Source organism: Curtanaerobium respiraculi, from assembly GCF_024609215.1.
GTDB classification, from domain to species: domain Bacteria; phylum Actinomycetota; class Coriobacteriia; order Coriobacteriales; family Eggerthellaceae; genus Curtanaerobium; species Curtanaerobium respiraculi.
The window spans coordinates 343,278-366,747 of record NZ_JANIPD030000001.1 but is presented as its reverse complement, the minus strand read 5'-3'; the positions used below and the strand labels follow the sequence as shown (position 1 = coordinate 366,747).

16 protein-coding genes are annotated in these 23,470 nt (G+C 63.4%); 8 read left to right on the top strand and 8 right to left on the bottom strand.

What is annotated here, in order from left to right:
- Window positions 1–2: 2 nt before the first annotated feature.
- The 3 genes from NOV21_RS01600 to NOV21_RS01590 form a co-directional block, all read right to left on the bottom strand.
- Complete coding sequence (locus NOV21_RS01600) at window positions 3–2,819, bottom strand: PD-(D/E)XK nuclease family protein (protein WP_283169894.1); 2,817 nt, start codon at window positions 2,817–2,819, stop codon at window positions 3–5.
- Window positions 2,820–2,834: 15 nt separating this feature from the next.
- A complete protein-coding gene (gene mscL, locus NOV21_RS01595; RefSeq protein WP_283169893.1) occupies window positions 2,835–3,254 on the bottom strand; it encodes a large conductance mechanosensitive channel protein MscL in 420 nt (139 codons plus the stop codon).
- 347 nt (window positions 3,255–3,601) lie between these two features.
- The gene (locus tag NOV21_RS01590; RefSeq protein ID WP_283169892.1) at window positions 3,602–4,231 is read right to left on the bottom strand and encodes an IMPACT family protein; all 630 of its coding nucleotides are present in this window, start codon (window positions 4,229–4,231) and stop codon (window positions 3,602–3,604) included.
- A 150-nt stretch (window positions 4,232–4,381) separates the two neighbouring features.
- Here NOV21_RS01590 and NOV21_RS01585 point away from each other — a divergent pair, with 150 nt between their 5' ends.
- Complete coding sequence (locus NOV21_RS01585) at window positions 4,382–7,933, top strand: ABC transporter ATP-binding protein/permease (RefSeq protein WP_283169891.1); 3,552 nt, start codon at window positions 4,382–4,384, stop codon at window positions 7,931–7,933.
- Window positions 7,934–8,265: 332 nt separating this feature from the next.
- On the opposite strand, the gene hcp is transcribed toward NOV21_RS01585, so the two are convergent.
- Complete coding sequence (gene hcp / locus NOV21_RS01580) at window positions 8,266–9,819, bottom strand: hydroxylamine reductase (RefSeq protein WP_283169890.1); 1,554 nt, start codon at window positions 9,817–9,819, stop codon at window positions 8,266–8,268.
- Window positions 9,820–10,022: 203 nt separating this feature from the next.
- On the opposite strand from hcp, the gene NOV21_RS01575 reads away from it, so the two are divergent.
- The 3 genes from NOV21_RS01575 (at window position 10,023) to NOV21_RS01565 (ending at window position 13,581) form a co-directional block, all read left to right on the top strand.
- The gene (locus NOV21_RS01575; RefSeq protein WP_283169889.1) at window positions 10,023–11,333 is read left to right on the top strand and encodes a trigger factor; all 1,311 of its coding nucleotides are present in this window, start codon (window positions 10,023–10,025) and stop codon (window positions 11,331–11,333) included.
- Window positions 11,334–11,503: 170 nt separating this feature from the next.
- Window positions 11,504–12,724 (top strand): MFS transporter, encoded by a 1,221-nt coding sequence (locus tag NOV21_RS01570; protein WP_283169888.1) that lies wholly within the window; start codon window positions 11,504–11,506, stop codon window positions 12,722–12,724.
- Between the two features lie 41 nt (window positions 12,725–12,765).
- The gene (locus NOV21_RS01565; protein ID WP_283169887.1) at window positions 12,766–13,581 is read left to right on the top strand and encodes a phosphatase; all 816 of its coding nucleotides are present in this window, start codon (window positions 12,766–12,768) and stop codon (window positions 13,579–13,581) included.
- A gap of 120 nt (window positions 13,582–13,701) precedes the next feature.
- Here NOV21_RS01565 and NOV21_RS01560 read toward each other — a convergent pair whose 3' ends face one another.
- The 4 genes from NOV21_RS01560 to NOV21_RS01545 are packed head-to-tail and all read right to left on the bottom strand — an operon-like array spanning window position 13,702 to window position 18,492.
- Window positions 13,702–15,033: an MATE family efflux transporter gene (locus NOV21_RS01560; RefSeq protein WP_283169886.1), complete on the bottom strand. Its 1,332-nt coding sequence runs from the start codon at window positions 15,031–15,033 to the stop codon at window positions 13,702–13,704.
- 36 nt (window positions 15,034–15,069) lie between these two features.
- A complete protein-coding gene (locus NOV21_RS01555; RefSeq protein ID WP_283169885.1) occupies window positions 15,070–16,374 on the bottom strand; it encodes a sensor histidine kinase in 1,305 nt (434 codons plus the stop codon).
- Window positions 16,375–16,396: 22 nt separating this feature from the next.
- The gene (locus tag NOV21_RS01550; RefSeq protein WP_283169884.1) at window positions 16,397–17,218 is read right to left on the bottom strand and encodes a sulfite exporter TauE/SafE family protein; all 822 of its coding nucleotides are present in this window, start codon (window positions 17,216–17,218) and stop codon (window positions 16,397–16,399) included.
- Window positions 17,215–18,492 (bottom strand): glycosyltransferase family 2 protein, encoded by a 1,278-nt coding sequence (locus tag NOV21_RS01545; protein ID WP_283169883.1) that lies wholly within the window; start codon window positions 18,490–18,492, stop codon window positions 17,215–17,217. The genes NOV21_RS01550 and NOV21_RS01545 overlap by 4 nt, the downstream gene beginning before the upstream one ends.
- A gap of 209 nt (window positions 18,493–18,701) precedes the next feature.
- On the opposite strand from NOV21_RS01545, the gene NOV21_RS01540 reads away from it, so the two are divergent.
- Genes NOV21_RS01540 through hypD form a run of 4 tightly spaced genes read left to right on the top strand, consistent with a single transcriptional unit; the run spans window position 18,702 to window position 23,413 of the window.
- Window positions 18,702–19,415: a LytR/AlgR family response regulator transcription factor gene (locus tag NOV21_RS01540; protein WP_283169991.1), complete on the top strand. Its 714-nt coding sequence runs from the start codon at window positions 18,702–18,704 to the stop codon at window positions 19,413–19,415.
- Between the two features lie 6 nt (window positions 19,416–19,421).
- The gene (gene hypF, locus NOV21_RS01535) at window positions 19,422–21,962 is read left to right on the top strand and encodes a carbamoyltransferase HypF (RefSeq protein WP_283169882.1); all 2,541 of its coding nucleotides are present in this window, start codon (window positions 19,422–19,424) and stop codon (window positions 21,960–21,962) included.
- Window positions 21,963–21,999: 37 nt separating this feature from the next.
- Window positions 22,000–22,290: a HypC/HybG/HupF family hydrogenase formation chaperone gene (locus NOV21_RS01530; RefSeq protein WP_283169881.1), complete on the top strand. Its 291-nt coding sequence runs from the start codon at window positions 22,000–22,002 to the stop codon at window positions 22,288–22,290.
- Window positions 22,291–22,315: 25 nt separating this feature from the next.
- The gene (hypD, locus tag NOV21_RS01525; RefSeq protein ID WP_283169880.1) at window positions 22,316–23,413 is read left to right on the top strand and encodes a hydrogenase formation protein HypD; all 1,098 of its coding nucleotides are present in this window, start codon (window positions 22,316–22,318) and stop codon (window positions 23,411–23,413) included.
- The last annotated feature ends 57 nt before the right edge of the window (window positions 23,414–23,470 follow it).

Genomic DNA, 23,470 nt, shown 5'->3' with positions numbered 1-23,470 from the left:
GCCTAAGCACCTGCCTTCGTCAGCCGGCGGGGGCAGTTGCCAACCGGGCAGTATTCGCATGCGCCGGGGCCCAGCGGGTCGGGCGCCACGTTGCCGGCGGCAAGCTCGTTCATGCGGTCTGCCACCATCTTCTCGCTTCTGTCGATGAGCTCATCGAATGTGGAGATATCCCCCCAGGGCACCCCGCAGGCTTCGGCCTCCGCTTTCGTGAAGGGGATCTGATCGGCATGGATAACATGGCGATCGTACGCCCCTGACACGGTCTGCTTCAGGGGGTTGACGTAAAGCGTCCCGACGACGGGGCATCCCAGCGTATCGCGCACCACCTTCGCGTAGATGAGCGCCTGCATTTTCTGCGGTAACTCGAAGACGGCTTCCCCGCCTTCGGGGGCTTGTGCCCCATGCAGCCTGTACGCCATGGAGAGGGAGCTCTTGTAGTCGATGATCACGGCATTGCCTGCGCCGTCGATGTCGATACGGTCGATGCGGCCTAAAATGTTGCATCCCGCATAGCGGTACGGGGCGTATTCCCCATACCCCCATTCGAATTTCCATGGCGCGAAATCGGGCAGAAGGCGCGCTTCGAAGGGCAGCGCCTCGACGAGGCGGTCGAGCAAATTCGCCTGAACCTGCTGCTCCCATGAGTCGATGGGAACGTAGCGGTTCCCCGGCTTGTTCTTCGGCTGCTCGGCCACGGTAGCAGCGAAAACCTGTTCGAGGATCTCCCGGGCTGCTCCGAGCGTATCCCCGGTCACCTTCTGCGCGACATCGGCCTGGAAACGACGGTAGAACTTTTCCAGCACCGTATGCATGAACGTCCCGCGCTCAAGGGGGCCGAAACCCTCCTCGATCCCCTCCAGTTTCAGCCGGCGTTTCGCGAACCATTGATACGGGCATTCCAGATAGCTTTCGATCTGGGAAGCGGAAAGGTCCAGGCCGGGGTAGGCGTCTTTCCCGTAGAGGCGGGGCAGGACGATGCGCTGGCGCACTTCGGGAGAGACCTCCCCGATCAGGGGCGCGGGTTCGTAGCGCAAAGCGTGCGCGCTCCCGCAGGCGTTGGAAACCAGATTCTCTTCCCCGGCGATGCCCCGCGAGGGGAGGGACAGCGGCGCCCCGGTTGCGGGATCCAGCCCCTCGTCGTCGGTCAAATTCTGGCGGTAACAGGCGAGCACTTCCTCGAAAACCAGCGCCGCTTGCTCGTCTTCGGCGGTTTCGTTGCGAAGGCTGCGCTCGATCACGAGAGAGGTGCGAGCGGTTGCAATCGCTCGCACGAACATGCGGCGCATGGAGCCAAGCGCGTCCGTCGTGGGCACCGCATCCCATTTCCCCAAAAGCGTTTCAAGGGCGCCTTCGGGGTCGCGAACGGGGTAGGATGCCGCATCGAGGTTGCCGATGACGACGGTATCGTAGCTCGCGGGCGTAACCTGGGCGGCATCGCGCAACGTCACGAACGCGACCGTCGGGCGATCTCCGGTTTGCGCGCGCACCGGAAGTGTTGCCTGGGCGAGGGGGGCGATCGCTTCGTGCCAGGGGATGTTCCAGGCAGCGCCGGCTGCGCAGAGGCGCTGGGCGCGGTCCAGCACGCTTGCCTGCACGGAAGCGTAGGCGGCCCGACCGGCAAAGCGGTCGAAGAGGTTGGCGCGCAGCAACGAGAAGGCGGACTCGAAATCCCCGTCTTCAAGAAGCCCCACGACCGGTTGCAATCCTTCGCCAGCGTGGCCGGCGAGGTCGGTAAGGACCTCGTCCGCTTCTATCAGGCGATTGCCACGGTGGGTTTTATCGGAGAAGAACGCCGTTCCGTACCATATGCCCGAGAAGGGGTTCAGCCCGTAATCGGCGGCGAGCAGCGTGTCGATGCGCGTCGCGCCGATAAGCTCGGCAAGATACAGCAGGGCCCTGCCCATGTCGGTATCGTTTGCTCGAACGGATGCGTGGACGAGGGCATCGATGCCGTGTTTCGCCAGATGGGGGGCGCAGAAGTCGAAAAGCCCCAGGGGGTCTTTGACCGCATAGAGCAGGGAATGCCCCCCTGAAGCGCAGATTGCGAGTTCCCGCGACAGGGCGAAGCGCTCCGCGGAAGGACCCGCCGTGGACGAGACGATGCAGGCGCCGGTGGGGTTGAGGGGCGCATTATCCGCGGTGCGCCGGTACAGCAGGTTCTGGAGCGCGCGCAATTCCTCCGACGTTTCCGGGTTCCCGCCCGAAGACGGCAGGGGGGCGTCGTAGCCTTCCGCACCCATGCTCTCCAGGAAACGCAGGCCTGCGACGGGAATCGGGGCATCGAGGCACCCGAGCATGACGGGCGCAAAACGGTTCCGCAGGCAGGGAGCCTGATGTGCGAGCTCGAGATACGACTCGCATTGCTCCATCAGGCGCCTCTCATGCAGCGCGGAGCGGTATTCCGCAAGCACGTTCGCAACATCGACCTCGGTCCCCTCGAGGTCGGCCGTTTGCCCGGCGAAGCACAGCGCCTCGGCCGCCGCCTGCGAGAGCAGCCGGCCCATGCCGGGGGTTGCCTTATCCCCAAACCGCATGCGGGCCAAGCGATTGAGCAGAACGCTGCGCTCTTCCGCCCCGACGAGCGTGCTCCCGTCGCCGAAAAGCTGCCATAGTTCGGCAGCCCATCCCGCCAAAGTCGCCACGGTGGTGCCGAAGCCGTCTTCGTGCGCGGCCAGCATGCGCCTGGCGCGCAGCACGGAAGGGCCATTCGGCACGATGAGAACCGGACGGCGCCCGGAATCGCGAGCAGCCCGCAGCGCATCCAGTGCGCCGTGGGCTGCATCGTGATCGCTTGAATAGGAGTGGTGCGGGATGCTCATGCCTTCAAGCAGGCGTTAATCAAGCTCGCTCGTGCAGTGCGGGCAGCGGGTCGCCTCGATGGCGATCTCCTCTTTGCAGAACGGACAGGTTTTCGTGGTGGCCTCTTCTTCCTTCTCCTGAACGACGGCGTTCTTCAGGCTGTTGACGGCCTTGACCAAGCAGAACACGACGAAGGCGATGATCAGGAAGTTCAGTATGGCGGAGATGAACGCGCCGAAATCGATGGTGGCGGAATCCGACACCTTGATGGCGAGCCCGCCGACTTCCGTGCCGTGACCGCCCGTCGCCAGGGTGATGAGCGGGTTGATGATGTTGGTCGTCAGCGACGTGACGATCGCCGTGAACGCGCCGCCGATGATGATACCGACAGCCATGTCCATGACGTTGCCGCGGGATACGAATTCCTTGAATTCGGAAATGAATTTGCTTGCCATGTTTCCTCCGGGTCGGGTTGCTTAAACTTGGATATTATACAGTCGCTTTGCGTCCTCGCACCGTGAGGTTTTGATAAAAGAATGCCCCAGCTGGAGGGCTGGGGCTTGAGGAGGAGGACGGCGGGCCCGTAAAAGGGAGAGAGGGAGAAGAGCCGGCCGTCTTTGTCGGATTGAAGAGGATATCAACCCGCGAACGCTATCGGCTAAGGATAAGGGAGAGGGGCCGATCCGTTCATTGATGACAAGTATGCCTGCTTTTGAGGATAAATCTATTACCCCAAAGGGATGTTATTGCTGAAAAGGCATAGCACGAATGTGGTGATTTGCCTGTTCAGAACGGGTGAGGGCTAGAATGGAGCGAAGTGGGGCCCCGAAATCCGCATATGCGCCGTTCCACGGGTTAGCTCTTCGATTTTCTTCACAAGCGGTTCTTCGACACCTGCCAGAGTGCGTATCCGCACGGCGACATCGTCGGTGAACGATGTGTCGACGATGCGCGCCTCCTTGCCCTCTGCGATGCGCGCAAGCGATTCGTACAGCGCGTAGGGGACGTTCGTCTCGATATCCACGCATGGGGAGATACGGACGAGCCGAGCGGCATCGATTGCCGCCTGAGCGGCTTGGGTGTAGGCGCGCACGAGGCCGCCGGTGCCCAGCAGCACCCCTCCGAAGTAGCGCGTGGTCACCAAGCAGACGTCGACCAGTCCCGCGTGGAGCAGCGTATCGAGCGTGGGCATGCCGGCCGTCTTCTGAGGTTCGCCATCATCGGAATAACGCATGCGGTCGGATGCGCCGTCCGCATGCACGATGTAGGCGTAGACGTTATGGCGTGCCATGCGATGCCTCCCGCGCACCTCGTCGAGGAAGGCGAGCGCCTCCTCCTCGGTGCCCGCGTGGGCGATCTGCCCGATGAAGCGGCTCTTTTTCGCCTCGATTTCCGCCTGCGCGCGACCCTCGATCGTCGTGAATCCGGCCAATGCTGTGCAACCTCCAACGGCTTGTAAACGAAAACGGACCGTTCGCATCGGCTCGGCGGATTCCTTCCTATACTGTCCGGGTCATTTTGAAGGATTATGCGCGCCGAACCGCGTATCGCATGATGTCATATTGTACGGCAGGGGAACTCGATGATCGAACTGAAGGAACTGCGGAAATCGTATAAGACCGGGGACTTCGTGCAAAAGGCTCTCGACGGGGTCTCGCTCAATTTCCGCGACAACGAGTTCGTGGCGATCCTGGGTCAGAGCGGCAGCGGCAAAACCACGCTGCTGAACATCCTCGGCGGGTTGGACCATGCCGATTCCGGCGATATCGCCATCAACGGCGTGAGCACGCGGGACTATAAGGGCAAGGACTGGGATGCTTACCGCAACCATCGAATCGGGTTCATATTCCAAAGCTACAACCTGATTCCCCATCAGAGCATCCTTTCGAACGTGGAGCTTGCGCTCACGCTTTCCGGCATCAGCCGCGGGGAACGCAAGAGGCGCGCGACCGATGAGCTGAAGCGCGTGGGGCTGAGCGAGCATCTGCATAAGAAGCCCAGCCAGCTTTCCGGCGGCCAGATGCAACGCGTCGCGATCGCCCGCGCCCTGGTGAACGATCCCGACATCGTGCTTGCGGATGAGCCCACGGGCGCGCTGGACACCGACACCGGCATCCAGGTGATGGATCTGCTGAAAGAGATCGCCAGCGACCGCCTGGTCATCATGGTCACGCACAACCCGAAGCTTGCCGAGCAGTATGCCACCCGCATCGTCAACCTCGCAGACGGCCGCATCGTCGGGGATTCCGACCCCTTCGATGGGGATCTGCTTGCCGGGGGCGGGGAACCCGCGGGGACCCTCGACCCTGCAAATTCTTCCTCAGTATTAGATCGTCGCAGTGCAGCGCACGAGTTCGATTCCGAAGGAATCGAAGGAGCAGCGGAACGGGAAGTCCCGAAAGGTTTCCCGCCCCCGGCAAGCGCGCCGAGCGCGCAGCAGGCCATGGAGGGCTCCCCGACGCCGGCGGGGGCTCCGGTCCCGGGATCGTCGGAGGAACACGGCGAAGCCGGCCATGGCGCGGGCGCTCGGCAGAGATCTTCCTCGGGGAAATCCGGGAAGAAGGCAAGCATGAGCTTCCTCACGGCGCTTGCGCTGTCCTTCAACAACCTCATGACGAAGAAGGGCCGCACGTTCATGACGGCCTTCGCCGGGAGCATCGGCATCATCGGCATCGCGGCGATCCTGGCGCTTTCGAACGGTGTGAACAATTACATCGCGGATACCGAAGAAGAGGCGCTGACCAGCTACCCCATCACCATCACCAAGAGCAGCTTCGACATATCGAGCCTGCTCACCGCGACGATGGGATACACTGCGGGGACATCGGGCAGCGACGATGCGGGCGACGGGGCCTCAAACGAAAACGCCATCCCCCAGAACAGCATCATGACGGACATGTTCGCCCAAGTGAAGAACAACAACCTCTCCGCATTCAAAGAGTATTTGGAAAGCGGCCAGAGCGATATCTACCGGTATGTGAACACGGTGCAGTACAACTACGGCATCAAGCCGCAGATCTACTATCCGGATACGTCGAAGGGGGTTGTGCGCCTGAACCCGTCCACGATGGCGCAGACGATGTCGAACGGCATCTCGGGCAGCGCGCTCTCGGCCGGGAGCAGCGGCATGGGCGCTTTCAGCGAGATGCTCGACGATCAGGAGCTTTTGGAAAGCCGCATGGACGTGGTGGCCGGCCGGTGGGCGCAGAGCTACGACGAGGCCGTTCTGGTCTTGAGCTCGTCGGGCCAGATCAGCGACTACATGCTGTACAGCTTGGGCGTGTACGATCCCGAAGTGATGAACCAGATGACGCAGGATGCGCTGAACGGCAAGGAGGTCGTGGTCCCGGAGATCACGAAGGACTTCACCTACGACGACGCCTTGGGCCTGAGCTTCAAGGTCGTGCCTGCATCCAGCCTGTACCAGTACAATGCGGACCAGAATATCTGGAGCGATATCAGCGGCGATACCGAGACGATGAAGCAGAGGATCGCCGACGGCATCGATTTGAAGATAGTCGGCGTGGTGAAACCGAGCGCTGAGTCCACCACGCCCGTGCTCTCCGAGGGCGTCGCCTACATGCCGGGTCTGACACGGCAGCTTATCCAGATCGCCGGCGAGAGCGATATCGTCAAACAGCAGAAGGACCATCCCGACGTGGACGTGTTCACGGGGAAGACCTTCGAGGAACTGCAGAGCGAGGGCGGCACGAACTTCGATATGGGCTCCATGTTCACCGTGGACGAAGATGCCCTCTCTCGGGCGTTCAGCTTCGATGCGAGCGCGCTTTCCTCGGGCATGGACTTCAGCGGCATGGACCTTTCCGGCCTCGATATGAGCGGGATGTCCATCGATCCGAGCAGCCTGCAGATGGATCCGAGCGCCATGTCGTCCGTGTTCAGCGAGGAAACGATGCGCCAGATCATGGCGAATGCCCCGAAACCCGATCTGTCGAAGATGAACCCCGACCTTTCGAAGGAGCAGCAGGCGGCGATCGGTAAGAGCAGCGGAGACTTCATGGCGGGATTCATGGCTTGGGCGACAACCAAGTACGGGCCGGCGGTGCTCGCCGACCAAGAGAAGATGGCTGAAGCGTGGGCGAAGTACCAGGAGTCCAACGAGGGGAAGGCTGCGCTCAAGAAGATGCAGGACGAGGTCGGTCCAACCCTCCAGAGCGCAGTGCAAACCGCCATGCAAGACTACATGACCAATCAGTTCGCACCCTATCTTGCGACGGCGATGCAGGCGCTCATGCAGCAGGCGGCGCAGGTGATGGCGAACGAGATGGCGACCTCGCTGACCACGCAGATGGCGGTCATGACGAATTCAGTGGGCAACCAGCTCTCGAGCGCCATCTCCGGCCAGCTGCAAAGCCAGATGGCGAGCCTTTCGAATGCAATGCAGAATGGATTCTCATTCGACGCCGACGCCTTCGCCGACGCCATCAAATTCAACATGGATCAGGACGACCTGACCAGCCTTTTGACCAGCTACATGAATTCCAACGATCTGACGTACGATAACAACATGGGCAAATTGGGGTATGCCGAGCTGTCCGACCCGCAGTCCATCAGCATCTATCCGACCGACTTCCCGGCGAAGGAAAGCGTCATCGGCATCATCGACGACTATAACGACAAGATGAACGCCGAGGGCAACAGCAAGGCAACCATCCAGTACAGCGACATCGCCGGCACGCTCATGAGCAGCGTCACGAGCATCGTCGACACCATCAGCCTCGTGCTGATCGCCTTCGTCAGCATCAGCCTGGTCGTCAGCTCGATCATGATCGGCATCATCACCTACATCAGCGTGCTCGAGCGCAAGAAGGAGATCGGCATCCTGCGCGCCATGGGGGCGAGCAAGCTGAACATCGCCAACGTGTTCAACGCCGAGACGATCATCGAAGGCCTGATAGCGGGCGTGCTCGCCATCGCCGTGGTGTACCTGGCAAGCCTGGTGGTGAATCCCATCGTGTACGCGGGGTGGAACGTGCCGCAGGTGATGATCCTGCCCGTCGCCTCCGCTGCCGTGCTTGTCGGCATCAGCGTGCTGCTGACATTCGTTGCCGGCCTGATCCCGTCGAGTGCGGCGAGCCGCCGCGACCCGGTGGAGGCGCTGCGCAGCGAGTAGCCGCGCCGCGAATCGAAGCGCAAGATAGCGGGCCGAAGGCGGGTGCTTTCGGCCCGATGCGCAGTTATGGGGGACGGCATCAGCCCATCCGCGTTAGTGCTCGGCTGCCTTTCCCCGACTTCGCAGCATACGTCCCAGCCGATGCATCCCATGTTCCCATCGTCCCGTCCGTCTCGTCGGATGGGACGCGGTTGGGTGCGCTTGGGAATTGCGATCTCCCGCATCGACCCGAGACCGGCGCTCGGGAAGCAGACGAAGAACGGCCGCGCGGAAGGCGATTCGCGCGGCCGTTCGCTCGGTCGGGGTGGATGCCCCTTGCTCGCTTCGAAGAACTATGCGAGCAGCTTCGCAAGATCCTCTTCCGGCGTGCTGGTGGGGGTGATGCTGTAATTTTCCACCAGGACGTTCAGCACGTTGGGGGAGATGAACGCCGGCAGGGTGGGGCCCAGGTAGATGTTCTTGATCCCCAGGTGCAGCAGCGTCAGCAGGATGCACACCGCCTTCTGCTCGTACCAGGAGAGCACCATGTGCAACGGCAGGTCGTTCACGCCGCAATCGAACGCCTGGGCGAGCGCCACGGCAACCTGGATGGCGCCGTATGCGTCGTTGCACTGCCCCATATCCAGCAGACGGGGCAGTCCGGCGACGGTGCCCAGATCGAGGTCGTTGAAGCGGTACTTGCCGCAGGCAAGCGTGAGGATCACGCTGTCAGAGGGGGTCTGCTTCACGAATTCGGTGTAGTAGTTACGGCCCGCCCGGGCGCCGTCGCAACCGCCCACCAGGAAGAAGTTCTTGATCTGACCGGCTTTCACGGCGTCTACGACCTGGCCTGCGACGGAGAGGACGGTGGCGCGACCGAAGCCCGTGACGGTGTGGGTGCCGCCGTTGATGCCCGTCATGGGATGGTTCTCGGCGTAGCCGCCCAGCTCCTTGGCCTTGGCGATCAGCTCGCTGAAGTCCTTGTCCTCGCCGACGCGGTGGGAGCCGGGGTACTCGACGCAGTTCGTGGTGAACACGTGGTCGGCGTAGCTGGCCTTGGGCGGCATCAAGCAGTTGGTGGTGAACAGGATGGGCGTGGGCACGCCGTCGAATTCCTTGCGCTGGTTCTGCCATGCGGTGCCGAAGTTGCCCTTGAGCTGCGGGTGCTTCTTCAGCTCCGGATAGGCGTGCGCGGGCAGCATCTCGCCGTGGGTGTACACGTTCACGCCCGTGCCGTCGGTCTGCTCCAGGAGCAGCTGCAAGTCCTTCAGATCATGGCCGGTGACGATGATGAACGGGCCGGCTTCGATTTCGAAGGGCACGTCAGTGGGGACGGGGTCTCCGTAGGTCTCGGTGTTGGCCTGATCGAGAAGGCCCATGCACGCCAGGTTCTTCTCGCCGACCTCGAGCACGATGGGGAGCAGGTCCGCGCCCTCGGAGGCAAGTGAGGCCAGCGCCTTGATGAAGAAGGCGTCGACGGTGGCATCGGTGTAGCCCAGCACGCGCGCGTGGTAGGCGTAGGCGGCGGTTCCGCGGATGCCGAACAGGATGAGGCTCTTCAGGGAGCGGGTGTCCTCGTCGGCGTTCCAGATCTTCTTCATATCATAGTCGCCTTCGACCCCTAAGGCCTTCTGGGCGGCATGAACGCGGGCGATGAGGGCGCGCACGGCTGCGTCGCTGAAGTCCACGTTGGTGACGGTGGCGAACAGCGCTTCGTCGACGAGCGCACTGACCTCGTCGGATGCCTCGCCGGCGGTCTGCTGGGCTGTGGCCAGCGTGATCAGCGCCCCCGTCAGCTCGTCTTGGAGGCGGGCAACCTCCGCGGTCTTACCGCATACGCCCGCGGCGCCCGCGCATCCGGTGCAGCCGGCGGTTTGCTCGCATTGGAAGCAGAACATCTCGCTCATGAACAACTCCTTCTCGTTGCGCGCCGCCGAAGCAGCGCCTTCCACGTTATCGTGGTTTCCATATCGCGTATCCTAAAGCGGTGTATTGGTGACTTCTGTTGTTTCTACAACAAATGATGCGTCTTTTTTTGCGGGGTTTTCCGCAAGGCGCTTTGCTATCATGCAAGGGCTTATATCCCCCATGGATAGAGAAGAGAAGACGCATGGATGTTGAGATCCTCACAGAAGAAGTATTCGACGAAGGCAGGCAGATGCGGGTGTCCGTCCGCATCGCCCCGGGCGACAAGGTCGCCATCGTGCGCGAGGCCGAGCTCGGCATGGCGCAGGAGGCGCGCATCACCCCCGGCGAGGGCGGCGATATCCGTACGGCCCTGGAGCATCGCTTCGGTGCCCAGGATGTGTCGGAGGGCATCACCTCGTATGTCGCGGCCATCGCGGCCGCCTCGGTGGTGAACCAGCGCGGCTTGCATATCATGTACACTCCCGAGCCCCTGATCGATGCCGCCGACCAAGGCGATTTATACGGTCCCGATCCGTGGACGATGGACATCGGCCTGGTGCTGCGCCCGGAATTCGATCTATCAGATTACGGGCCGGTCGCGGTTTCGCCGGGACATTCGCATGAGGTCACCGATGAGATGGTTGCCGAGGCGATCGGCGAGGCGCTTGATTCGATCGCAACGATGGAGCCCGAGCCGGCGCCGCTCGCGGAAGGCGATTACGCGATCTTCGACGTGGAAACCGTTATGAACGGGAGTCCCGCCCCGAACCTTTCCGGCACGGACATGCATATCATGCTCGCCCCCGATATGATGCCGCGCGGGTTCATCGATGCCGTCGTGGGGATGGAGGAAGGCGAGGAGCGCGACTTCAAATTCGCCTCTTCCGAGATGAGCCCTTCCCCCGATGCCGTCCCCGACGTGTTCCAGGTCCATACTGTCTGCCGCGGCCGGTTCAAGCGCGTGGTGCCCGAGCTTACGGACAACGTGGTGAAAGAGCATTTCGAAGGCGCCGGATCAACGGTCGAGGAGTACCGCGAGGCGGTTCGCGCCCAGCTGGAGGACCATATGGCCGCCCACCAGCGCGAGGAGCTCGAGATGCAGGTCGATTCCGAGCTTGCCAAACGCCTGGTGGGACCGATCGACGATCTGTACATGGAGCGCACGCGCGACGACATCATGGAAAACATGCTCCAACAGCTGGCGGCGGATGGGTTGACGCCCGAGCAGTTCGCCTCCCAGCAGGGCATGCAGGAGCAGCAGTTCACCCTGATGGTCGCCATGCAGGCGCGCGAATCGTTGCGCCAGGGATTCGCGCTGGACGCCTATTGGCGCCATATGGACGCGGAGGTCACTCAGGAGGACATGGACCATGCGATCAGCGTGATGTCCCCCGGCCGCGAGGCGGAGGCGAAGGCGATCTTCGACCGGAACGGCGCCTGGTTCGTCGTGGTGGAGATGGCGCAGCGCCTGCGGGCACACGATGACGCGGTCGCGCACGCTGTGTTCGAATAGCGATTCCATATGCACGGGGCGAGGCGGGCCGGATCGCTCCCGCCCGCCTTTTTGCGGTCTGGCATGCTCTTGGGACGGAGAAGCGGTGAAGGGTGTGGAAGCTCGTGCGCCGTTTCGGTATACCAGGGGACGGTAGGCTCCATGAAGGCGGAAGAAGGCCGAAACCCCGTATGAAAATGCATTACGCGAAGGTGATCTCCCTTTGCACGTTCATCTTCCTGTTCGTGAACATGGGCCTTACCAGCACCTCGTTCGGCGTGTACCAGCCGTATCTGGTCGAGTTGCCCTATGTGGGCAACACCGGCGGCTCGCTCATCCTCTCCACGCGCACATTCACCTCGATGGCTTTGATGATGTTCGCCGATCGCTTCTACCATGCCCTGGGCTATCGCCGCGGCGTGACGTTGGCGACGCTGTGCTCCGCTGTCGGCTTCGTTCTGTATGCGCTGGCGCCGAGCTTCCCCGTGCTGATCGCGGGCGCAATCTTCGCAGGTGCCGGTTACGGCTTGGGCGGGATGATCGCCGTCACCGTGCTGGTGAAACGGTGGTATGCGAGCGGGCGCGGCGGCGCGCTCGGCTTCGCATCGGTCAGCACGGGCATCGCCGCCATGATCATCCCGCTGGTGGCGGTGCAGGTCATCGCCCATATATCGCTTTCCGTATCGTTCATGGTGGAGGCGGCCCTCTCCTTCGCCGTCGCCGTCGTCGTGTTCGCGCTTCTGCGGAACCGGCCGAGCGACAAGGGTCTCGAACCTCTTCACGATCCGGCTGCCGAGGAAGCCGGAAGCACCCGTGTGCATGCCCATAAGCCAAAGCCCATGCCCGACGGCGCACGCCGTCTGTTCTTGCTGGCGGTCGTATGCGTGGGCGGCGTATGCATGTCGTCCAACACCTACCTGTCGGTCTATCTGACCACGCAGGGCTACGATGGCGGCTTCGCTGCCGGCATGCTCTCGCTTGCGGCGGTGAGCTTGACCGCGTCGAAGGCGCTCACCGGGCGGCTGTTCGACCGCATGAGCTCTTCGATCGCGTCGCTCATCATGTTCGGGTGCCAGGTTTCGGGGCTCATCCTGCTGATAGCGGCCGGTTCGATCACGAGCATCCCGCTCGTGGTGTGCGGGGCGCTGCTCGCCTCGTTCGGCCTGGTGCTCGGCACCATCGGCGTGTCCGAATGGTCGCTGGAGCTGGTGCCGCGGCGCAACGCCGGGAAGTTCGTGAAGGACTGCCAGGTCGCCTACGTCGTCGGCGGGTTGGCGGGGAATTTCATCCCCGGGCCGATTTCCGACGTGATGGGCAGCTACCAGGACGCCTACGGCGTGTTCCTGCTCATGGCCGTCTCGGCGATGGTGATCGTTGCGGTTACGTACAAGCGCTACCGCGTTCCCGTATAACCGCGGCGGCTGTGCGCGCATGTTCTTCGGAAGGAATCGATATGCTGGAATTCAAATGCGACGTCCATACCCACACCCTCTTCTCGCGCCATGCGTACTCCACGATTGAGGAGAACGTGCGGCAGGCTGCGGAGCGGGGGATCCAGCTGCTGGGGAGCACCGACCATTTCAGCGATATGCTCTACGTGGAACGCGATGTCCGCAACTTCCAGTACTACAACAACTACCGGGTGTGGCCGCGCCTGTGGCATGGGGTGAGGCTGCTGCACGGGGCGGAGGCCGACATCGTCAACCTGCGCGGCGATCTGTACGGCGGGGATACCACGGTGACGACCAGCATCGATGGCGCTCCTGTCGAACCTCTCACGCTGCAGGAGTACGTGTTCCGTCGCTGCGACTACGTCATCGCCAGCGTCCACGACAAATGGTTCGCGCGCAATGCCACCATCGGCCAGGCAACCGATATGTACTGCCAAGCCCTCGAGCATCCGCGCGTGCTGATCCTGGGACATTCCGGCAGGTCGGGCGTGCCCTACGATATCGACACCGTGCTCGCCTGCGCGCGCGAGCAGCATAAGCTCATCGAAGTGAACGAGTACAGCTTCACGCATGTCGAGAGCTCGCACGAGATGTGCCGCACCATCATCGAGCGGTGCGCGGAGACGGGGACCCCCATCGCGGTGAGCACCGACGCGCATATCTCCGCCGAAGTGGGCGACTTCAACGTGGTGCCGAAGTTGCTGCGCCAGATGCGGTTCCCGTCCGAGCTCGTCTCCACGCGCTCCGCGGAGGCGTTCCTCGCGGCGCTGGCGGAGGCGGGCATCGCCCCTGCGGAAGAGTGCCCTTGCATCGGGTGAAGGGGGAACTCGCACGATAAGGTTCCCAGGGGACCGCATGCTCCGGCCTGCCCTTTGCCGTGCGATCCCCGACCGGGAAGGGAAGAAGCGGGGGTGCGTCCGAAAGCATGGTGGAATGGGCTAGGCGTAATGGTAGACGTTGCGTTTCGCGACCAGGTAATAGCTTGAAACCGCCAAGCTGGCGAGCTCGGCGGCGGGCAGCGCGAACCACAGCCCCACGATGCCCCAGAGGGCGGGCATGATGATGAGCGCGGCGAGCGTGAACACGAACGTGCGCATGAATGCGATGATGGCCGACGTCCGCCCATCGTTGAGCGCGGTGAAGAACGAGCTGGCATAGTCGTTCACCCCCATGACCAGGAATGCGAACGAGCATATGCCGAAGCCCTGCACCGCCAGGTCGAACACGTGCGTGCCGGGTCGCGCGAAGAAGCCCGTCGGCGATTGCGATGCGATGAGACTGGCGCCCAGTATGCATGCGCCGGCGATGATGGTGACGCGGAGGTTGATGCTGTGGTAACGTCGCAGACGCTCGTGGTCGTCCTTGCCGAAATTGTAGCTTGCCAGCGCGGACACCCCGTAGTCGTAACCGTAGTACACGGCGGAGAGGATGCTCATCACGTACACGATGATGCTGATAGCCGCCACGCCGTCGCTTCCGGCGAGTCCCATCATCACGTTGTTCATCACCACGGTGGAAACGCTGCCCGCCAGCATCATCACCATCTCGGAGGCGCCGTTGCCTGAAATCTTCGCGAGGGCGTTCGGCCGCCACACGGGCTTCACCAGGCAGAGGTTGCCGTTTCGGCGGACTGCGAAGTAGACGAGTCCTACCACGGCCGACACCGAGTAGCCGATGCCGGTGGCGATCGCCGCTCCCGCGACACCCCAACCGAAGAGGGCGATGAACAGGTAGTCGAGGATGATGTTCAGCACGCCGCCCGCAATGGAGAGGATGCTGCCGATCCCCGGTTTGCCCTCGACCATGAAGAAGGTGTCGAACACCATCCCCAGCATCGCGAGGGGCATGATGATGAACAGAGGGGTCGCGTAGGCTCGGCAGAGGTCGAGGAGCGCGTCATCGGATCCCATCACGTGAAGGAGGGGGTCCATTGCGACCAATCCAGCGAGGGAGAGCGCGAGCGCCGCGCCGAAGCTGACCGCGATGACGAGGGAGAAGTTCTCCCGCGCCTCCTGTTGCTTGCCCGCGCCCAACTGCGCGGCGACGAACGCCCGGCCGCCCGCCGACACCATGCTGGCGACGGCGAGGATCACCATGAGGGAGGGCATGACGATGTTGACTACGGACAGGGCGTCGGTTCCCACCAGGTTTGCCACGAACAGGCCATCGACGGTGGAGTAGATGCTCATGAACAGCTGCGCGGCAATGGTCGGCGCGGCAAAACGGAGCATGGTGCGGAAGGTGATGGGCATATCGAGTGATTTCGCCACGGGGATGCGTCCCTTTCTTTTACGTTGCCCGGGGTTCTACAGGACGATCTCGCCGATGCAGCTGCGGTCGAGCAGCAGCGTGATGCGCGTGCCCTCGCCCGGCGTGCTGTCGACCGCCATGTTCGAATGCCCCCCGTAATACCCCTGCACGCGGTCGTGGATGTTCCCCACGGCGATTCCCAGCCCGGTGTCGCTCTGCGGCGACATGATGCGGGAGAGCTGGTCCTCATCCATTCCCACGCCGTCGTCGGCGATCTCCAAAAGCAGGTCCCGTCCCTGCGCGGTGGCGGTGACGGAGACGGTCAGCTTGCCTTTGGCGGGCATGGCGTGCTTGACGGCGTTTTCCACCAGCGGCTGGATCAAAAAAGCAGGAACCAGCGTGTCGATGAGGGATTGCGGCACATCGGTGACCATCTCCAGGCGGTCTTCCCCGAAGCGTGCAATCTCGAACTTGAGGTAGCGCTGCGTCTGGTCGAGCTCGCGTGCCAGGGGGATCAGATCGCTCGCGTTCTCGAGCGTGCCGCGGTAGAACTTGCTGAACTCGCGCAGCAGCGTGCGCGCACGGTCGGGGTCGGTTCGGGTGAAAGATGCGATCGTGTTGAGCGTGTTGAACAGGAAATGGGGGTTGATCTGCGCTTGAAGGGCCCGAAGCTCCATGCTGGTCGCCAGCTTCTTCTGCTCTTCCAGTTCGATGGCGGCCAGCTGCGTGCTCAGAAGCTCGCCGAATCCGGCGGCGATGCTCTGTTGGGTCTCGTTGATGTTGCGTGGCCTCGGGAAGTAGAACTTGAGCGTCCCCACCGTCTCATTGCCCAGGGTGAGCGGCACCAGTATGGCGGCGTTGATGATGTGGTGGTCTTCGGGGAAGCCTATCTCCTGGCTGCTGTACAGCACGCGCATCCGACCGTCGGCGATCGTGGCGTGGGTGGCATGCGTGCGGATGGGGGTTCCCAGCGTGTTGTAGCTTTGCCCCGCGCCTGCGTAGCCGAGGATGTCCACCTTATCGGTGATGGCGATGGCGATGGCGTTGGTGGCGGGAAGCAGCATCTCGCAGATCCGCTGGGCGCTCGTCTGGTCCAGGCCGTCGCGCATCGCCGCCAGCATGCGGCTGGCCAGGTTGAGCACCGCGTTGCTCTGGCCGGCGCGGATGCGGTCGGGATCGAGCCACAGCAGTATGAGCACGGTGACCCCGATGGTTATCACGAGGCCGTAGAGCACCATGTGCGATATGTTGGCCTGGGGGCTGGTGATGGATGCGAGCATCGCCATGCCGGCGATGAGCGTGACGATGCCCGTCATGACCTCGGCGGTGAGGACTTGCATCTTGCGTGCTTTGTTTGCCACGGTGCCGCCTTTCTCGGAGATGTTAGGGGAGGAAGAACTCGTTGGCCGCCATGATGGCCGCGGCCGCCAGGAGCATGGCCCCGAACAGCAGGCGCAAGCTCCGTTCGGGTACGCGTTTCGCCAGGTTGGCGCCGAGCATCGCTCCGGGTATGCTGCCGACGGCGACTGCCAGGCCGATGGCGAGGTGCACGTTGCCGTACATCAGCTGGGAGACCGCCCCCGGCAGCGCGAGGATCGCCACCGCGATGAGCGATGTGCCGCTCGCTTGCTTCATCGATATGCCCGCATATGCGATGAACAGCGGGATCATGATGAAACCGCCACCCACGCCCACGTATCCGCTGATAACGCCCGCGAGCAGCCCTATGGAGAATCCCACGACGAGCTGCTTGCGCGTCGCGTGCCCGGTCGGCGCGATGGCGGGGGCGGCTTTCTCCTGCTCCGGACGAGCAGGGCGCGCCTCCCTCGGCATCTTCAAGGCCTTCTTCAGCATGTTGTACGCGGAGTAGCCGATGACCAGCGCCGCGGCGAGCATGATAGCCCATCCGGGGCTCATGGTTGCCAGTGCGACACCCGCAGGCGAGGTGAGCGCCCCTCCCAACCCGGCGGCGACACCCACGGCGGGTTGGGAGGTGCGGTTGCGGATATGGGCCGCCGCACCCGAGATGCCGGTGGGGATGATGGCGAACAGGGATGTCGCCGTCGCCTCGATGGCGGTCAGCCCGAATCCCAACCGGAACAGCGGCACCATGACCACGCCGCCCCCGATGCCCAAAAGCCCTGATAGGATTCCGATTGCGATTCCGCTCAGGGTGGCGGCTATGAGCGTTCCGGTCACGATCATTCTGCCATGTTCAGGCGGATCTCGCTGGTTGCGCCGGGGTCCAACGAGGCTGCCTGCTGCGCATCCGCCGCACGGTTCGTGCGGAGGCCGGTGCTTTTCAGCAGCGCCGAGCGCAGGATCTCGTCGTTTTCGGTGCGGGCCATGATCTGCGGCCAGATGTATTGGAACTCGAAATACTTCGAGCAGTTGCGGGAGGCGTACGCAGCCGCCTCGTCGTTCGCAGCCCGCGCCGCCTGCTGGTATGCGCGCCGATCGGGGCGCCCCAGGCTGCGCAAAAGCGCCGTCCGCTTGATGCGCTTCTGTATGCCGGGCTCCAAAAACGGACCGGGGTACGGTTCCAATGAACCGGGTTTCACCTGCTGGAGGTCGATTTGCGTGCGGCTGAACTCCACCTTGCGGTACTCGTACAGCCACCGGTAGATGTCCTGGCGGAAGCGCGCGCCCTCGCTTGCCCCCTCGGGCGGAAGATGCAGGAGCATCCATTTGTTGTCGAACCAGATATCGGATCCGTACATGCGAAGGTTCAGCATGTAATCCAGGTCCTCGCCGCGGACGATCCACGGGTCGAAGCACACGCGCTTATATGCTTCCCGATGCAAGGCAAGGCAGCCTCCGCATACATGGTTGCTGCGCGAGAGGCGAGGCCCTGCCATGGCCCTGTCGATCCAGGCGTTGAAGGCGCTGCCCTGCTGCCAGTAGCGGTTGTACCACTTGTTCTGGCTTTTCGAGTGGTAGGTGCCCTCGCTGTTCAGGTAGTAGCCGCTCTTCGCCAGGATGGGTATGCCGCGACGGGTGAGCTTGCCCAGGCCGTAGATGCCCTTCGCAAGGAATTCGGGGTCTTGGACGATCTCGTCGTCATCGAGGAACACCACGCTGTCGTGACCGAACACGTTAGCCACGACCAGCCCGAGGTTGCGGATGGCGCTGTAGCCGACGAGCCCCACCGACATTTCGTTGGAACCCAGCTTCAGCTGGTCAAAGCGTTGCCGGATGAGCGAGAGCTCGGGCGCGCCCACCACGGTGGTGTTGAGCTGGGGGAACTGCGCGCATATCGCCTGCACCTTTTCAAGCGCCTGTATCTCCACCGTCCGCTCCGCCGCCACGAGCACGCAAATCTGCCCGATGCCGCGCACGCCTTCGAGCGATTCGAGCAGGCGGGGCAGCTCGCCCTTCTGCTGCAGCGGCGTGACGTGGTCATAGGTGCTCAGCGGTGAAGCAGCCTGCGCCTTCCCGCGCGCAGAGACGAATGTGGGGATGATTACGAGTGGATTCATGTACGTCGATCTTCCCTTCCCTTTTAATGGCAACCTCCTATATTAGCGGATTCTTGAGCAGTTCGCTTCGGATTGCCGCATGTGGAAGGAAGCGATGGGGCGAAATCGTTGACGAAAGATGGAATAAGTCGCCGCCAATGCCGTATACTGAAAGGACAATTTTAGCGGACGAACGGCTATCTTTTCCATATTGAAGGGGGACCGCCTTGGTGCTTAAAGCGATAATCGTCGATGATGAGGCGCCTGCGCGCTCTGAGATGAAATTTCTCTTGGACGAGGTCGGTGGCACCGAAGTGGTTGCCGAAGCCGCCAGCGTGCGCGAGGCAATCGAGAAGCTGAAGGAATATCCATGCGACGTGATGTTCCTCGATATCAACATGCCGGAGGCCTCGGGCCTGCAGCTTGCGGAAGCCCTTCAGCACCTCAGATACCCGCCCGCAGTGGTCTTCGTCACCGCGTACAGCGAATTCGCGACCGATGCCTTCAGGGTCAATGCCATCGATTACCTGGTCAAGCCGGTGGAAGAGGAGCGCCTTCAGCAAGCGGTCACGCGCGTGCAGGAGCAGGCCCTGCTGCATGCCAAGGTGCAGAAGCTTGAGCGCATCCCGGTTGAGAAGGCCGGCAAGAAGATCCTCATCGGCATCGACACGATCCGCTATATCATGGCGCGCGACGATTACGCGTACCTCCAAACGGATCAGGATCGCTTCTTCAGCACCGTCAGCCTTGCCCAGCTGGAAAAGCGCCTGGACGGGCACGGGTTCTTCCGTGTGCACCGCGGCTATCTGGTCAACCTTGCGCAGGTGGTCGAAGTAGAATCCGTTTCGGGCGGCACGCTGCTGCTCACGCTCGACGGCTGCGACGAGAAGGTCCCGGTGTCGCGCCGCCGCGTTCCCGCGCTCAAGAAAGCGCTGGGATTGTAGGCTGTCATGCCGCAACCGCGCGATCAAACTGCACTTGATATCCGGGTAACGGGTATCGTCCAAGGGGTGGGTTTCCGCCCCTTCGTTTATCGCCTCGCCCACGAGACGGGCGTTTCGGGCTGGGTCCTCAACGGCGTCGACGGCGTGCATGCGCATGCGGAGGGGGCGGAGCCCCAGCTGGAGGCGTTCGTCCGGGGCATTTCCGATCGCGCCCCTGCCGCGGCGCGCGTCGAGCGCATCCGCATGGACGAGGTTCCCGTCGAAGGCTTCGAGGATTTCACCATCCGCTTCTCGGACGACGATCGTTCCGCTGCCGCCACATTGGTGAGCCCCGATCTGGCGACCTGCGACGAGTGCATGCGCGAGCTGTTCGACCCGCGGGACCGGCGCTACCGCTATCCGTTCATCAATTGCACGAATTGCGGTCCGCGTTTCACCATCATCGAGAAATTGCCTTACGATCGTCCGCATACGAGCATGGGGAAATTCCCCATGTGCCCGGATTGCGCGCGCGAGTATGGCGATCCTTCCAACCGCCGCTTCCATGCCCAGCCGGATGCCTGCTGGGAATGCGGTCCCCATATCAGCTGGTATGCGCCGGCAGGTGCGGAAGCCCCGGGGGGCTCGGACGCCCCCTCCGGGACGCCCCGTTCCGCTGTTCTCTCGGGACGACTCGTGGGGCCGTCCCTCCGGTCGTGCGCTTCACTGCGACGATCTTCTACTGAATTTACCTATGCGGTGCCGAAGGTCCCTTCGGGGGCATCCGAGCCCCCCGGGGCTTCCGCACCCGTGTGGGGGAGCACGCGAGAGGAGAGCGACGCGATACTGGCGCAGGCGGTGGAGCTGCTGCGCGGGGGCGGCATCATCGCGATCAAGGGCCTGGGGGGCTTCCATTTGGCATGCGATGCCTCGAACCCCGCCGCGATCGCCGAGCTGCGAAGGCGCAAGCATCGCGAGGGGAAGGCGTTCGCCGTCATGGTGCGCACGGTGGAGGACGCCCGCGCGGTTTGCTTCGTGTCCGATGATGAGGCAGCGCTGCTGAGGAGCCCTGCCCGTCCCATCGTGCTGCTGCGCAAGCGCCCGGACGCCGTCCTTGCGCCGGGCCTCGCCGACAAGCTCCCCGAGCTGGGCATCATGCTGCCCGCCACGCCCTTGCAGCACCTGCTGCTCCACGATTATCGAGGTATGCTGGTGATGACCAGCGGTAACGTGCATGATGAGCCCATACAGACCGATGACGGCGAGGCGTTTTCCGCTCTCGCCGGTATCGCGGACGCGTTCATCGGCAACGACCGTCCCATCCGGAGCCGCTACGACGACTCCGTGGTGCGGGTGCTCGACTTCGGTGCCGGCGTGACGGCAACGCAGGTCATTCGCCGTGCCCGCGGGTTCGCGCCCCTTCCCGTTGCGACGGCTGCGGTGCCTGCGGATGCGCCGACGGTCTTCGCCACGGGCCCCGAGCAGAAGGCGACGTTCTGCCTGACGCGTCCGGGCGAGGCGTTCGTCAGCCAGCATATCGGCGACATGGAGAATGCTGCTACCAGCGACGCGTGGCTCGAGGTGAAGCGCACCTACGAAGCCCTGCTGCGGTTGACCCCCTCCTTGGTCGCGTGCGATAAGCATCCCGAGTATCTGACGAGCAAATGGGCGGCGGACCAGGAACTGCCCGTCATCGCCGTCCAGCATCATCATGCCCATATCGCCTCGGCGATGGCGGAGAACAACCTGGAGGGCCCGGTGTGCGGGTTCGCCTTCGACGGCACCGGCTTCGGGGAGGATGGCGCCGTCTGGGGCGGGGAGGTCTTGCTCGCCGACCTGGCGTCCTTCGAGCGGTTCGCGAACTTCGCGTATTTCCCCCTCCCCGGGGGGGCCGCCGCCATCAAGCACCCGCTTCGGTGCGCTTACGGGGCGCTCTGGGCGTTCGACCTGCTCGACCATCCCGGTGCGGCGCGCGTGCGCGAGGCCCTGAAGGAGCAGACGGAGACGCTCGACGCGATGATCGAACGGGGCATCAACTGTCCGCAGACCAGCAGCGTCGGTCGGCTGTTCGATGCCGCGAGCGCGCTTCTGGGGCTCTGCGATGAGCCGACTTACGAAGGCGAGGGCGCGGTCCTTCTGGAGGCTGCCATCGACGGGGAGGATCCGTCGGCGATCCAGGCTCCGTACCATGTGGACATCGTCAAGAACACCGCCGTCGAGGGGAGCACCGCCCAGAACACCGCGGTGCTGCTCGTCGATGCCGCGCCGTTATTCCGCGCCTTGCTCGACGATATCGCGGCTGGCGTGCCGAGCGGCGCGATCGCGCGGCGCTTCCACGATGGCATCGTCGATGCGATCGTCACGCTCGCGCGGTTGGCGGAGGCGTTGTACGGGCTGCGCACCGTTGTCCTCTCGGGCGGCGTGTTCATGAACCGCTATCTGTGCGAGCACGTGGTTCCCGCCCTCGCCGAGGCCGGATTCACCGTCGCCCTCCCGCGGGAACTGCCGCCCAACGATGCGTGCATCAGTTTCGGCCAAGCAGTGGTAGCATTGCGGGCGAGCAAATAGATTCGCCGCCGTCCGCGCGACGCAAAAGGAGAACGTTATGTGTCTTGCCATTCCAGCCAAGATCACCAAGAAGCTTGACGACAACATGGTGGAAGTCGATATCATGGGCGTCACGCGCACCGCTTCCATCGATTTGACCCCCACGGCGCAGATCGGCGATTACGTGCTCGTGCATGCCGGCTTCGCCATCGAGATCGTCGATCCTCAATTCGCGGAGGAAACGCTTGAGATCGTGCGCGAATTCCCCGGCATGGTCGAGGAGGAGCTGGGGGCGGCCGCCGCGGGCTCCGGCGACGGCTTCGGCGTGGTCTGCACCACGCGCGCCTAGGCTTCGGCCGCTTCGAGGATGCGCCATGGCTGAAACCGCGTTGGACCTGTCCCAATTCAAAAACCCCGACCTTGCCCGCGGCCTTCTGCGCAGCATCGAGGAGCTCGCCCCCGAAGGCGGAGCGCGCCTGATGGAGGTGTGCGGCACGCACACGGTTTCCATCGCGCGGGCGGGGATCCGCCAGATCATGCCCGAGGGGATCCGCCTGTTGTCAGGTCCCGGGTGCCCGGTGTGCGTCACCGCCAACAAGGACATCGACACCGTCATCGCACTTTGCCGCATACCCGGCGTCACGATCACCACATTCGGCGATATGACACGCGTGCCCGGCAGCACCAGCAGCCTGCTGGCGGAGAAGGCGGCGGGTCGCGATGTGCAGATCGTCTATTCCCCCCTCGACGGGCTCGCCTACGCTGCGGAGCATCCCGACCGGCAGGTCGTTTTCGTGGGGGTCGGGTTCGAGACCACGACGCCGTTGGTGGCGATGGCAATCAAGCGGGCGAAGGCGCAGGGTCTGGGGAATTTCACCGTTTTCGTCGCGCATAAGAACATGCCGGGGGCGATCGAGTCCATCATCAAGGATCCCAAGCTCAAGGTGAACGCTCTGATCCTGCCGGGCCATGTGAGCACGATCACCGGGTCCGCATGCTACGAGTTCCTTGCGCGCGACTATGGGGTTCCGGGCGTCATCACGGGGTTCGAGCCGGTCGACATACTGCAGGGAATCGCGATGCTGTTGCGCCAGCTGTACGAAGGCCGCGCCGATATCGAGATCGCCTACACGCGCGGCGTGCGCGCCGAGGGCAATCCCGTCGCCCGGCGGATCATCGACGAGGTGTTCGACACCTGTGCGACGACGTGGCGCGGCTTGGGCACCATCCCCGGGAGCGGGTATGCGATCCGGCCCGAATACTCCGCGTTCGATGCGGTCAAGCGCCTCCAGCCGGAAGTGGAGCCGACGATCGACCCGAAGGGCTGCCGGTGCGGAGATATCCTGCGCGGGGCGATGGACCCGGACCGCTGCCCGCTGTTCGGAAAGGTGTGCACGCCCGAGAATCCGGTGGGGCCGTGCATGGTCTCCAGCGAGGGCAGCTGCGCGGCGTACTATCGGTATTACCGCTAGCCCCCTCCCTTCTCCGCGTTTCGGCCCATCGGCTCGGCATCCCTAGACGCACTGATT